This window comes from Dankookia sp. GCM10030260 (genome assembly GCF_042666655.1).
In the GTDB taxonomy this organism is placed as follows: Bacteria; Pseudomonadota; Alphaproteobacteria; order Acetobacterales; family Acetobacteraceae; genus Paracraurococcus.
In genome coordinates this window covers 1-11,766 of sequence record NZ_JBHTDE010000042.1, presented here as the reverse complement: position 1 = coordinate 11,766, position 11,766 = coordinate 1, and the positions used below count along the sequence as shown (strand labels likewise).

The 11,766-nt window shown below is 66.5% G+C and carries 11 protein-coding genes and 2 pseudogenes; 6 read left to right on the top strand and 7 right to left on the bottom strand.

The genetic code is table 11. From position 1 onward, the window contains the following. The first annotated feature begins 276 nt into the window (after window positions 1-276). Entirely contained in the window at window positions 277-1,011 is a 735-nt protein-coding gene (locus ACFQS7_RS30105; RefSeq protein WP_380070835.1) for a recombinase family protein, read from the top strand. Window positions 1,012-1,090: 79 nt separating this feature from the next. Here ACFQS7_RS30105 and ACFQS7_RS30100 read toward each other — a convergent pair whose 3' ends face one another. The 4 genes from ACFQS7_RS30100 to ACFQS7_RS30085 form a co-directional block, all read right to left on the bottom strand. After that, window positions 1,091-1,564, bottom strand: a complete 474-nt coding sequence (locus ACFQS7_RS30100) for a VOC family protein (protein WP_380070834.1) — start codon at window positions 1,562-1,564, stop codon at window positions 1,091-1,093. Window positions 1,565-1,803: 239 nt separating this feature from the next. Beyond that, window positions 1,804-2,532: an RraA family protein gene (locus ACFQS7_RS30095; protein WP_380070833.1), complete on the bottom strand. Its 729-nt coding sequence runs from the start codon at window positions 2,530-2,532 to the stop codon at window positions 1,804-1,806. A 209-nt stretch (window positions 2,533-2,741) separates the two neighbouring features. Continuing rightward, window positions 2,742-3,680, bottom strand: a complete 939-nt coding sequence (locus ACFQS7_RS30090) for a 2-hydroxyacid dehydrogenase (RefSeq protein ID WP_380070832.1) — start codon at window positions 3,678-3,680, stop codon at window positions 2,742-2,744. A gap of 128 nt (window positions 3,681-3,808) precedes the next feature. Then, window positions 3,809-5,356 (bottom strand): Na+/H+ antiporter, encoded by a 1,548-nt coding sequence (locus tag ACFQS7_RS30085; protein WP_380070831.1) that lies wholly within the window; start codon window positions 5,354-5,356, stop codon window positions 3,809-3,811. Window positions 5,357-5,769: 413 nt separating this feature from the next. Between ACFQS7_RS30085 and ACFQS7_RS30080 the strand changes: the two genes are divergently transcribed. Then, window positions 5,770-7,359 carry an ABC transporter substrate-binding protein gene (locus ACFQS7_RS30080; protein WP_380070830.1) on the top strand — a complete coding sequence of 530 codons (1,590 nt, stop codon included), beginning with the start codon at window positions 5,770-5,772 and terminating at the stop codon, window positions 7,357-7,359. Between the two features lie 28 nt (window positions 7,360-7,387). Here ACFQS7_RS30080 and ACFQS7_RS30075 read toward each other — a convergent pair whose 3' ends face one another. Continuing rightward, window positions 7,388-7,693: a terminase TerL endonuclease subunit gene (locus tag ACFQS7_RS30075; RefSeq protein ID WP_380070829.1), complete on the bottom strand. Its 306-nt coding sequence runs from the start codon at window positions 7,691-7,693 to the stop codon at window positions 7,388-7,390. Window positions 7,694-7,745: 52 nt separating this feature from the next. Then, window positions 7,746-7,883, bottom strand: a pseudogene (locus ACFQS7_RS30070) (IS3 family transposase); the annotation flags it as partial. A gap of 124 nt (window positions 7,884-8,007) precedes the next feature. Between ACFQS7_RS30070 and ACFQS7_RS30065 the strand changes: the two are divergent. From ACFQS7_RS30065 to ACFQS7_RS30055, 3 genes and pseudogenes are all read left to right on the top strand, one after another. Beyond that, a pseudogene (locus ACFQS7_RS30065) lies at window positions 8,008-8,154 on the top strand (toprim domain-containing protein); the annotation flags it as partial. A 45-nt stretch (window positions 8,155-8,199) separates the two neighbouring features. Next, entirely contained in the window at window positions 8,200-10,227 is a 2,028-nt protein-coding gene (locus ACFQS7_RS30060) for a type IA DNA topoisomerase (protein ID WP_380070836.1), read from the top strand. Window positions 10,228-10,272: 45 nt separating this feature from the next. Continuing rightward, the gene (locus ACFQS7_RS30055; RefSeq protein WP_380070828.1) at window positions 10,273-10,707 is read left to right on the top strand and encodes a secondary thiamine-phosphate synthase enzyme YjbQ; all 435 of its coding nucleotides are present in this window, start codon (window positions 10,273-10,275) and stop codon (window positions 10,705-10,707) included. Window positions 10,708-10,727: 20 nt separating this feature from the next. Here the strand turns inward: ACFQS7_RS30055 and ACFQS7_RS30050 are convergent, their stop codons facing one another. Continuing rightward, the gene (locus tag ACFQS7_RS30050) at window positions 10,728-11,243 is read right to left on the bottom strand and encodes a metallophosphoesterase family protein (protein WP_380070827.1); all 516 of its coding nucleotides are present in this window, start codon (window positions 11,241-11,243) and stop codon (window positions 10,728-10,730) included. A 246-nt stretch (window positions 11,244-11,489) separates the two neighbouring features. Between ACFQS7_RS30050 and ACFQS7_RS30045 the strand changes: the two genes are divergently transcribed. Continuing rightward, window positions 11,490-11,753, top strand: a complete 264-nt coding sequence (locus ACFQS7_RS30045) for a DksA/TraR family C4-type zinc finger protein (protein WP_380070826.1) — start codon at window positions 11,490-11,492, stop codon at window positions 11,751-11,753. Window positions 11,754-11,766 lie beyond the last annotated feature (13 nt).

Sequence of the window (11,766 nt, the reverse complement as noted above, 5' to 3'; positions counted from 1 at the left end):
GACGCCGGTGATGATCTCCATCCCGCACCCCACCCGCTGCCCTTAACGGCGCTCGAAAGAACGCCCGTAAGATCAGAAGGCAGGTTCAGACTAATCCCGGTAGGCGGCCCTCTGCGGATGGGTACGGCAGGCCCATACGGTACGGGGCTTCTTCGCCGGCCTGAAGAAGCGCCAGGGCCTCGCGGTCGAGGCAGCCGAGCGGGCCCGCCAGATCGGCCCCGGCAAGGAGGGCGCCAAGGGCAACTACACGGTCTACCGCCTGGCCGAGGCCGGCTGATGCGGCCGGCGCTGCACGGCGCTGCCAGGCTGGCGGTGGGGCTCTACCGGGTCTTCACCGCCGAGCAGGGGCACAGCGGCCTCGGGCTGGAGGCCCAGCAGGCCAGCGTCCGGGCCCATCCAAAGGCGCAGCGCTGGACGCTGGTGGCCGAGCACCAGGACGTGGCCAGCGGCAAGGACGACCACCGGCCTGGCTTCCAGGCAGCGCTTGTCCGCTGCCGACAGCTCGGCGCGGTGATCGTGGCCGCCCGCCTCGACCGCATCACCCGGCGTGCCCACACACTCTCGGGCCTGCTGGAGGAGGGCTACCAGAGCCGGGCGGCCGACATGCCGGGCGCCGACGACCTGATGATGCGGATCTACGCCGCGATGGCGCAGAATAAGCGGGAGCTGAACAGCGAGCGGACCAGGGCGGCGTTGGCCGCGGCCAAGGCGCGAGGGGCGGCGTTGGGCGGCGACCGGGGCTACCGGCCGGCTGAGGGCCCGAGCGCCGTGGCAGCGGCCGAGGCGCGGCGTGTCGCGGCGGAGCGGGCGGCATACCGGCTGGCGCTGGAGGTGGAGGTGGAGGTGGAGGTGGAGGTGGAGGTGGAGGTGGAGCGGCTGCAGGCGGAGGGCGTCATCGGCCAAGCCGCGATCGCGCGGATGTTGACCGCGCGTGGGGTACCAACGCCGAGGGGCGGGGCCGCCTGGACCCACACGACCGTGGCGCGGGTGTTGGCGCGGACGGCACCCTGACCGCATCTGTCGAACTGCCTAGGCAAGCGGTGAGTGGACAGCCTGGCAGAAGTTGGGCCGCAGAGGACGAGATAGAGCGTCAGCCGCGCCGCGCGGCCTCAATTGCAGCGACGTCGATCTTCTTCATGGTCATCATGGCCTGAAACGCGCGCTTCGCCTCGTCGCCGCCGGCCGCAATTGCCTCGGTCAGCACGCGTGGCGTGATCTGCCAGGAAATGCCCCACCGATCCTTGCACCAGCCGCACGCACTCTCCTGCCCGCCATTGCCGACGATGGCGTTCCAGTAGCGGTCGGTCTCCCCCTGGTCGTCGGTTGCGATCTGGAACGAGAAGGCTTCGTTGTGCTGGAACGCGGGCCCTCCATTCAGGCCGAGGCAGGGAATGCCCACGGCTGTGAATTCCACCGTCAGCACGTCGCCCGCTTTGCCGGAAGGGTAGTCGCTGGGAGCGCGATGGACGGCACCCACCACGGTGTCGGGGAAGATCTCAGCGTAAAAGCGGGCGGCGGCCTCGGCATCCTTGTCGTACCACAGGCAGATCATGTTCTTCGGCATTGCGTACCCTTCCCCTTTGCAGCCGGTTTGCCGGCCTTGTCGCCCGATCCGACATCCTGCGGCTTGGATGGTGAATCACTTATCTGCGCCCTAGAACTGTCCGTCACACTCCAGCAACAGCAAAGGGCAGCCAACCCTGCGCTCCGTCCGCTCCGGCCCGCCTGCCACAGTGCCCATGCCTCCCAAAACCGCCGCCTAGCCCAGAGCGCGGCGCGATGGCCTCACCCCGCTGCGTGGCGTCAAGCCTTCGGCTTGGCCAAATAGGCCCCACCAGCCGCCCGCACCTCCGCCGCTGTCTTCGCGGCACGCAACCGCGCCAAGTGCTCGGCCTCGCCGACCAACATCTTCTCGGAGTTTTCCAGAACCTGGGTGGCGCGGTCGGCGGGAAACTTCACCGCGCCGTTCTCATCCATGTGGATCAACTCGCCCGGCGCGACATCCATGCCGCCGACCGAGACCGGCACGTTAACCGCCTGCACCGCCATCTCGCCATGTCCGGCCGTGACGCCGCCGAGCAGCAACTGGAAGCCGAGCTTACGGATCGCATCGACATCGCGGGAGGGCCCGTTCGAGAGCATGCCGATGCAGCCGACCGACATCATGGAGGTGACCATGATCTCGCCAGCGAGCCCAGCCTTCGCCATCAGCTCCGTTGGCCATTTCTGCTGGATGACCAGAATGGTTGGCTTCGGCATGGCATCAAGCGCGTCGATCACGTCCATGAAGCTGAGCCGGCCGCTATAGTTGGGATCTGGCAGGCCGTAGACGCAGGTGACGGCGTGACCGATGATCGGTCCCATCTCCGGATAGATGCAGCGGATCGAGGTGTCGGTGTACCAATTCTCGGTCCACGGATTGTACAGCCCGAGGCAGAGCGGGTTCTTTGGATAGGTCGCCACGACGTTGGTGATGGTCGGTGTGTCGATCTTGCGCAGTCCAGCGAAGATTTCGTCCTTGTTGGCCGTCATGCCGGCGGTCTCCCTTGGTTGGCGGGCACATGGTCGCGGGCTGGGCGCCCCCCGTCCAGGCCCTCGCTGCGGATCATCCCGCTGAGGTGGTGATCGTGCGAGCGCTGACCGAACACAGTATGCCGGCATCGTCCGGGGGGGCGGAACTTGAACGCACACGGCGGTATCGCGGGTAGTTGTACGAGCGGCGGCCCAACCCGCCGCCACAGTCAGTACCCTAGCGTCTTGTCGATCTCCTGCAGGAGGCCACCGCCAGCCTCCAGGCTCCTGATATTCGCGGCGATCTCGGCCACGAGCTGCCGCACGGTAGGCCGCCGCGCGACGTGGGGCATCACGGTCACCCTTGGGTGCGTCCACAACAGGCTCTCGGGTGGTAACGGCTCGGGATACAGCGCATCGAGTGCGGCATAAGAGAGCTGGCCCGAATCGAGCGCGGCGATCAGGTCGGCACCGACAACGTGCCTGCCGCGACCGATGTTGATCACCATTCCGCCCCTCGGCATCATAGCGAATGTGCGGGCACACAGGATGCCCTCGGTTTCGCGCGTCAGCGGCAGCAGGCACACCGCAATGTCGGTTTGGTGCAGGAATGGCTGCAGCTGGTCCGGGCCGTGGAAGACCGGAATTTCCGTCTCCGACCTTGGATTTCGCGTCCACGCCGACACTGGGAAGCCGAGCGACTTCAGCACCAGCGCCGGCGCCTTGGCCATCAGCCCGAGGCCGAGAAAACCGATGCGGCGCTGATCGGGTCGGACAATGGGTCGGCGCAGCCATTCGCGTTTGGCCTGCGCCTCCTGGTAGCGAGGTATCTCGCGATGAAGGCGGAGCACGTGCATGACAACATACTCGGTCATCATCGGGTCGCCGCCCGCAGGCTCGATTTTGCCGAGCGGCGCCTTCGGCAATTTGGGGTGATTGATGAAGGACTCGACCCCGGCGGAGCGGCTGAACATTGCCCGGAGATTGGGCAGTGGCGGGATGGCGTCAAAGTCGGGCCGCATGAAGGCGAGATAGGTGATCTCTGACGTCTCTCCGACATCGGGGAAGACGCGGACCTCAAGGTGTGGCAGCAGCTCAGCGAGCGTATCGCGCCAGCTCTGCCCTGTGCCGATCTCGTCCGTATCAAGCCCGTAGATCAGCAGCGCCATGGTGATTTCCCCTTCTCACATCCGCAGTCGAGCGCGTTGCCGTCGGCATTGACCAAGAATGGGCGCCGTACGGAGCTTCCGGCGGACTGGTCCGGCAGCGAACGGCCGCCTAATCCTACGGACATGGATCAGCCCTTCGCGGCAATGGCAATGAGCTCCTCGAGGTCGAGGTCACGCTCCAGGTCGTGCAGCGTCTCGTCGTCGATCTGCTGCGCCCGGTGCAGGCGGACGAGCTCGGCGCGCCCGGCCGCGACCGCGCCCAGGATGACATCGTAGTGGGATGCGATGCTGTGGGCGCGTTCCTCCGGGCTGCCGAGGAAGTCCGCCGAGAGCATCGCCCGCCGCCGATAGCTGTCGAGCAGGCGCGGATGGAGCAGCGAACCGTCGGCGGCATAGGCCATCCGCTCGACCGCGGCGAACTGGGCCTTGAGCATGGCGACCTCTGCGGCGAAGAGGTCGAGCGACGGCCTGCTGCGCTCGTCCTCCCGCAGCCCGGCGAAGCGTATGACGAGACCGAGCGTCATGCCCTGCACGAGCACCGTCAGCAAGATGACGGCGAAGGCCGTCACCAGCATCAGGTCGCGCCCCGGCATGGTCTCGGGCAGGCTCAATGCCACTGCGAGCGTCACCACGCCGCGCATGCCCGCCCAGCTCATCACGCAGGCGGCCCTCGGGCCGAGTGGCTCCGCCCCTCGCCAGCCAGCCCGGCTTAGCAAGGCCAGGACGGCGTCCGAGCCGAAGATCCAGGCGAAGCGGGCGAGCGTCACGGCCGCGATGATCGCCGCGACCGACCAGGCCATGTCCGCCATGACGACGCCGAACCCGCCGACACGGTCGATTACGCCCCGCAGCGACAGGCCGATCAGGATGAATACGGCTGCCTCGAGCAGGGAGATCATCACCTGCCAGAATGACAACGCGCGGATTCGAACGCTCGCCGTCAGGATGACGTGCTGGTACCAGCCGCAGACCAGTCCCGCCGTCACCGTTGCGATGACGCCCGACGCGTGCAGTGTCTCGCCGGCGAGATAGCTTGCCCAGCATACCAGCACGGAGGCGGCGATCATCAGCTGGTCGTCGCCAAGCCGGCGGAGCAGCAGGACCCAGGCCGCGCCGATCGCGCCGCCGACCGCGACGCCGCCGCCGACCAGAATGGCGAAGCTGCCGACCGCCTCGCCGAGGCTGAATGTGCCGGTGGCCGCGGTCGCCACCGCGAAGCGGAACAGCACGAGCCCGGTCGCGTCGTTGATGAGGCTTTCGCCTTCCAGCAGGGTGCCGAGCCGGCGCGGCAGCTTGACGCGTTGCAGGACCGCCCTGGCCGACACGGCATCGGGCGGTGAGACAATGGCGCCCAAGGCGACGCAGGCCGCCCAGGGAAGCTCCGGCAGGATCAGCTTTGCAGCCATGGCGACGACGGCTGCCGTGAACAGCACTGCGCCGACTGCGAGCGAAGTGATGCCGCCGAGATGGCGGCGGAACGGGGCCAGTGCCGTGAACCAGGCGCCATCCATCAGGAGCGGCGGCAGGAAGATGACCAGCACCAGTTCCGGGTCCAGCTCGACGGTCGGCAGGCCCGGAACGAAGGCCAGCGCGCCGCCACCCAGCAGAAGGGCGACCGCCGGTGGAAGCCGCAAGCGGAGGGCCACGTATTGCAGGACCAGGACCGCCAGGAACATGCCGACGACCAGTTTAAATAGCTCTACCGAGTGCATAGTGTGCCGAACCGTGTGACCAATGAAGACAAGCTCTCTCTGAGGATCGGCGCCGCGTCAATCGTGACGATCCGCATTCAGCGATCTCATGGCGGGAGGCCAAGAAGGCACTGCAAGCTCACACACGCCGATGATGTGGCTCATCCTCGAGGTGCGCATCGCTGTCTGGCTGAGAGCACTCAACGCGAATACCGTCGCTCCCTCGAGCACGCGCTCGATGCCGACGTAACGCTCACCCCGACTGGGAATCCTGGAAGCAAGCAGACCGTCCCGGCAATCCCGCCCGTCCAGTCGATTGGCCTTGTCGTGCGAGACCGCTTCGTCACATCCTTGCCAGTGGCGCGTCTGACGCCAAAGAAATTGGGGGAGCGTGATCCATGAAACGACGCGATGTCCTGCGTACCGCAGCTGTGTTGGGCAGCACCGCAAGCCTCGGCTCACCCGCCGTCTTCGCTCAATCCGCGCGCGAGCGGACCTTGCGCGTCGCACCCCTGACCGCGCTGTCTTCGGTCGACACTGTCTTCAACACATCACTGGTCACCACGAACCACGGCTACGCGGCCTATGACACGCTCTTCGGCTTCACCGGCAAGCGCGAGATCACCCCGCAAATGGCCGAGGGCCACATCGTCGAGAACGATGGCCGCACCTACATCATCAAGCTGCGTGAAGGCCTGAAATTCCACAATGGTGAACCAGTGCGCGCCCAGGACGCGATCCAGAGCCTGAAGCGCTGGGCCGGCCGGGAAACCTTCGGCCAGACCGTTGCGAAGTTCGTCGACGACTGGGGTGTTGCCGACGATCGTACCTTACGCATCAAGCTGACCCAGCCCATCCCCATCTTCCTGGAGGCGATCGCCCGCGGCAGCGCCTCGGTCCCCTTCATCATCCCGGAGCATATCGCCAGAACCGACCCATTCACCCAGGTCACCGACGCCACCGGCAGCGGCCCCTACCGCTTCGTTAAGGAGGAGTTTGTCCCTGGTCAGCTCGCCGTCTATGTTCGCAACAAGGACTACATCCCCGCCTCCGGCCCGGCCGACTGGACCTCTGGCGCCAAGATCGCCCATTTCGAGCGGCTGGAATGGCAGGCCTTGCCGGAACAGGCGACCGCTGCCGCCGCCCTGCGTTCCGGTCAGATCGACTGGTACGAACAGGTCCAGCCCGACCTGGTGCCCAGCCTGCGCGCCCATCCTGGGATCCGCATCGGCAACGCCAATCCCACCGGCTTCAACGGCATCCTGCGCTTCAACCACCTCCAGGCTCCGTTCAACAACCAAGCCATCCGCCGTGCCGTCCTGCTCGCCGTCAACCAGCAGGACTACATGCAGGCCCTCACCGGCGGCGATCCCTCCTCCTACTCTAACTGCCGGTCGATGTTTCCCTGCGGCACTCCGTACGGCGCTGATACGGCGCTGCGGCAGATGCCGTCCGACCTTTCCAGCGCCCGCGCGGCGCTCAAGGCCGCCGGCTATGATGGTACCAAAGTCGTGGTGCTCAGTCCCGCCGATGTTCCCACCATTCACCCGATGGGCGAAGTCACGGCTGATCTGCTGAAGCGCCTGGGCATGAATGTCGAGTTCGCCGCCATGGACTGGTCCACGCTGGTCGCCCGCCGCGCCAACCGCGAGGCAACTGACAAGGGCGGCTGGTCGATCTTCCACACTTGGGCAGCCTCCTCGATCCTCGGCTCTCCAGTCGAGCACTTCCCCATGCGTGGCCTCGGCAGCAAGGGCTGGGCCGGCTGGTTTGGCGACGAACAAATCGAGGTGCTCACCGCCCACTGGACTACCGCTGCCAACGATGCCGCCCGCGCTGAGGTCGCCGACGCCATCCAGCAGCGTGCCTTCGAGACGGTGCCATTCATCCATTGCGGCCAGTTCCAGATCCGCACCGCCTATCGTCGCTATCTCACCGGAATGGTCGAGGGCGGCGCTGCCTTCATGTGGAACCTGCGCCGCGCCTGACAGGCTCTGTCAGGCTTCGCGCTACTCGTCAGCCGAAGACCGGATTGCGCAGAAACTCCATAAGGTCTGCCTGCCCATCGTCGGCCGCCATTACGCGGCCGACCGCCATCATGAGCGCAACCTCGGCATCGATCTTCTGCTCCGGCCGCTGCTTCGTCGGATAGAGGTTGCCCCGCCTGTCCGGCTTGCCGACCACGTTGCCCACACACCACTCCAGCACCGGATTGCCGTCGTGTCGGAGCCGACCAGCGCGCATCGCGGCATCCAGCTCTAGGATCGCCGGGCTGAAGTTCTGTGTTGTCGCCCGGAACTTTCGCGGGCCTTCCAACAGCACGTAGCCGTCTATGAGCCGGATTGAGTGCACTTGAGTAAACTTGCTGCTTCTACCAGCGGTAGTACGTCGGCTCCGTCACCCCGATCGCTCGCACCGCTTCAGCCACTGACTTGCCCTGACCCACCAGCACTTCAACCTGCCGCAACTTGGCGACGATCTCCTCCGGCGTGTGCGTCTTACCCCGTGCCATGCCCGTCTCCCAACGCAGCCGCCGGACTACTCCACCGGCGGACCACTCCTAGGGGGTCAGGTCAGGTCACCTCTTCGATCTCGTCGAGCCCAAGGAAGTTTCAGCCGACTGGAAACGCTGGGCTGCGGTCCTGCTGCGGCCGGACGGCCTCTATGGCACCAAGCCCGCCGCGGGTGGCAATAAGGCGCCAAAGCTCAAAGCGATCCGTGACGCGTTGCGAAAGGCCAAGCGCGTCTGGCTCGCCACCGATTGCGATCGCGAGGGCCAGCTGATCGGCCAGGAGATCTTGGAGCACTACGGCTACCGTGGCACCGTGATGCGGGTGATCTTCACCGCTCAGGACCCGCAGACCATCCGCGAGGCCTTCGCTCGGACCAAGCCCAATGCGGAGTTCGCCCGCCTCTACGCTGCCGCCGTCGCGCGGCGGCAGGCCGACCAGATCTACAACCTCTCGCTGACCTGCACGGCAACGGTGACGCTGGCCCGCGACGGGCGAAGCGTCATCGGCGTTGGTCGGGTAAAGACCCCGACACTGGCCATCGTCTGCAAGCGCGAGCTGGAGATCCGCAACTTCGTCCCGCAGCCCTATTTCGAGGTCGTGGCGACCGCTCAGGCCGAAGCCGGGCAGCTCCGGATGCGGCATGCGCCCAAGAAGTGGATCCTGAGGCGCGAGGAGGCCGAGGCGATCGCCGCGGCCGCTGAGGGCTTCGCCGGGCCGCTCGCGGTGCGGGTCGAGGACAAGCGGCAGGGGCCGCCCCGGCTGCATGATCTGCCCTCGCTGCAGAAGCTGTGCGGCTCGCGCTTCGGCTGGTCGGCGGCGCGCACGCTGGAGGTGGCGCGGGAGCTCTATGACGGCCAGGGCAAGAAGGTCATCACCTATCCTCGCGCCGAGACCCGCTACCTGCTGGAAAGCCTGATCCCGGATGCGTCGCGGATCGTTGCCGGACTGCGAGTTGGGCGGACCTTCAGCGAGATCCTGGTGCCCGAGCCGCCGGTCATTCGCCGCGGCGCCGGCGGGCATTTCCACGACAAGGGCCTCGCCGGGGCGAGCCACCACGCCGTCATCCCCAACGTCAACACGGTGGATACGCTGCGCGAGGTCTGGCCGCGGCTCATGGGCGACGAACGTCAGCTGTTCGACGCCATCGCCCGGTCCTACCTGGCGGCGATGATGCCCGATTTCCGCTACCGGCAGACCACCGCCACGCTGGATGTTCGGGGCTACCTGTTCCGTGCCGCGGGGCGGCAACCGATCGAGCTCGGCTGGCGGTCGGCCTTCCCGGAGTGGCAGCCGGCCGAGGAGAAGGGCGAAGAGGCGCAGCTGCTGCCCGCCCTGCGGCATGGCGAGACAACCACGCTGCGCGATGCCACGGTCGAGGACAAGGAGACGCGGCCGCCGTCGCGTTACAACGAGGGCACGCTGATCGAGGCGATGCAGAATGCCTGGCGCTTTGTCGCTGACGAGGCGCTGCAGGAGCGGCTGCATGAGGCCAAGGGCATCGATACGCCGGCGACCCGGGCCGAGATTATCCGCGGGCTAAAGGCACAGGATTTCCTGACTGCCGAGGGCAAGCACATAGTCCCCACCGAACGCGGCTTGGAGTTGTTCGCCGTGCTGGAGAAGGCCGACCCAGCACTTGTCGACCCCGGCGTGACCGCGCAGATGGAGCGCCTGCTCGACGAGGTGTTGGTCGGGCAGCAGGAAATGATCGGTGCGATCGACGCAGTTTGCGCCCAGGCCAGCAGGATCATTGGCCGGTTGCAGAAGGGCGCAGGCGACGTGGACGCCAGGCTACTGGGCGGTGTCGTCAGGGAAGCGGGTCCGGATCGGCCGCCGACGCCGGCGATGAAGGGCTTTGTGGATAGCCTTGCCCGGCGGAAGGGGCTCAAGTCCCCGCGGGGCTACACCACCTCCGGCGCCGCCTGCCGGGCCTTCCTCAACCAGTACGCGCCCAAGGAGTACGGAGCAAAGCCACAGGCTGACGCCGGAAGCGGGCGACCGTCGCCCGTTCTGAGGACCGTGGAGAACAGACGGCCGCCTAGCCAAACTGTTGCCGATGCGCCGGCAGTGAAGGCTGCTTCGGAGCTAGGCGACAAGCGCACCATGCCTGGCCGTGCGGCAACCGCCCGGAAGCGGAAAGCCAGCACCGGGAAACCACGATCGACGCGACCCAGCATGGGCGCGGCGGAGCTTCCGTCCCCAGAGACCGCCAGCGGCGATACACCGCTGCGCATTCCATTCGGCAGCAAGGAAGCAGCGCTTCAACTCGGTGCCCGCTATCGCGCCGGCGGCTGGTACGCGCCGGCGGGTGTCGATCTCGCCTGCTTCCGCGAGCGCCGATGACTGTGACGAGAGAGGCTGAAGCCGGCTGATTGGGGAGGAAGTGGTGTGGAACAACGCCTGCATCGAATCGAGATCGTGACGCACGGGCGAGGGCTCATGGCTATTCCCGATCAGGTTTGCGGCTGGGTGAGGCAGCAGGGGATCGTCACCGGCTTGCTCACTATCTGGTGCCGGCACACCTCGGCTTCGCTGCTGGTGCAGGAGAACGCGTCACCGGATGTGCGGGCCGACCTGGAGACATTTCTGGCGCGCCTAGTGCCGGATGATGGCGCCGGCCGCTACCGGCATGCGGAGGAGGGGCCGGACGATATGCCCGCCCATATTCGGGCTGCGCTGACGCAGACTCAGCTGTCGATCCCTGTCGCCGAGGGCCTGCCGGTGTTGGGGACGTGGCAGGGCATCTACCTGTGGGAGCATCGGGCCAAACCGCACCAGCGCGAACTGGTCCTGCATCTTTTCGGCGAGCCGGCGTCTGAATAGGCGACTTGGCTTCATGAGGATCACATTGCCCTCGGGCGGGGTCGCTTCGCAGCGGTGATCTGTGCCAGCGTCACCGGCCGGAAATCCCAGGCATCGACGCCGACGTCGGTCTGCCGAAGCAGGGGCGCCAGACGGCCATGGCTGTGGCCATGCAGGTTGCGCCAGCCGCGGCTCATATTGCGCCAACTGCGGAAGGGATAGTGGCAGAGCACGAGGCCGAAACCGTCGAGTTCGATCTCGGCATAGGGTCGGACGCTCGACCAGCCGGCGAGGCTCAGTGTCGCCGCAGAATCGTTGTTGCCGGTGATGAGGTGCTTGCGGCCGTGCAGCCGGCTGAGCAGTTCGGCCATCTCGGTCTCGGGCACACCGATAGCGAAATCGCCGAGGTGCCAGACCTCGTCCTTGGGGCCCACGGTCGAATTCCAGCGGTCCAGCATGGCCGCGTGCATCTCTGCCACTGATGCGAATGGCCGGCGATATAGGCCCCGTGCCCCGGCATGGCCGAAGTGGGTGTCGCTGGTGAAGAAGACCGCCATGGCGCCATCCGATCCGCTCAACCGCTGCAGTGTAGCCGATCTGGCTGCCGGTGGTTCTGGGTCGCTCTGACGTCGCTTGGGGCCGAGCTTCGCGCTGCAAGACTCCATTGCCGGGCGGTCGACAGCACCGGTCTTGGCCCTGGGCATTCGTCCGGCGAGAGCGCCAGTTTTCAGGCCAGGACCACTTTGGCCGTGACGCCCTCAACCCCATTTCTGGTGGGGTCAAACCGAGAGGAATAACGGGACATGGCGACGGGCTGGGCGCCAGAAGGCGCCGTGCAAGATCAGATTGACGACACGGTCATGGACGGCGTCCTTCGAGCGAGGGCGTCGATGCCGGTGGGCGTGAGCCAGACGCATTGCGATGAGTGCGGCGAGGAAATTCCGCAAGCGCGGCGGCTGGCGATCCGAGGCGTTCGGACCTGCGTACCTTGTCAGTCGGAGCGTGACCGCAGGCCTGTTAGTTTCGGCATAAACCGTCGAGGCAGCAAGGACAGCCAGCTGAAGTAGCGTCGCCTTCTGG

Excerpts from the sequence above, each read along its gene's own strand:
- ACFQS7_RS30050 (WP_380070827.1), bottom strand. The coding sequence starts at position 11,243 with ATGGCGGTCTTCTTCACCAGCGACACCCACTTCGGCCATGCCGGGGCA.
- ACFQS7_RS30105 (WP_380070835.1), top strand. The coding sequence starts at position 277 with ATGCGGCCGGCGCTGCACGGCGCTGCCAGGCTGGCGGTGGGGCTCTAC.
- ACFQS7_RS30095 (WP_380070833.1), bottom strand. The coding sequence starts at position 2,532 with ATGACGGCCAACAAGGACGAAATCTTCGCTGGACTGCGCAAGATCGAC.
- ACFQS7_RS30080 (WP_380070830.1), top strand. The coding sequence starts at position 5,770 with ATGAAACGACGCGATGTCCTGCGTACCGCAGCTGTGTTGGGCAGCACC.
- ACFQS7_RS30085 (WP_380070831.1), bottom strand. The coding sequence starts at position 5,356 with ATGTTCCTGGCGGTCCTGGTCCTGCAATACGTGGCCCTCCGCTTGCGG.
- ACFQS7_RS30090 (WP_380070832.1), bottom strand. The coding sequence starts at position 3,680 with ATGGCGCTGCTGATCTACGGGCTTGATACGGACGAGATCGGCACAGGG.
- ACFQS7_RS30060 (WP_380070836.1), top strand. The coding sequence starts at position 8,200 with ATGCGGGTGATCTTCACCGCTCAGGACCCGCAGACCATCCGCGAGGCC.
- ACFQS7_RS30045 (WP_380070826.1), top strand. The coding sequence starts at position 11,490 with ATGGCGACGGGCTGGGCGCCAGAAGGCGCCGTGCAAGATCAGATTGAC.
- ACFQS7_RS30100 (WP_380070834.1), bottom strand. The coding sequence starts at position 1,564 with ATGCCGAAGAACATGATCTGCCTGTGGTACGACAAGGATGCCGAGGCC.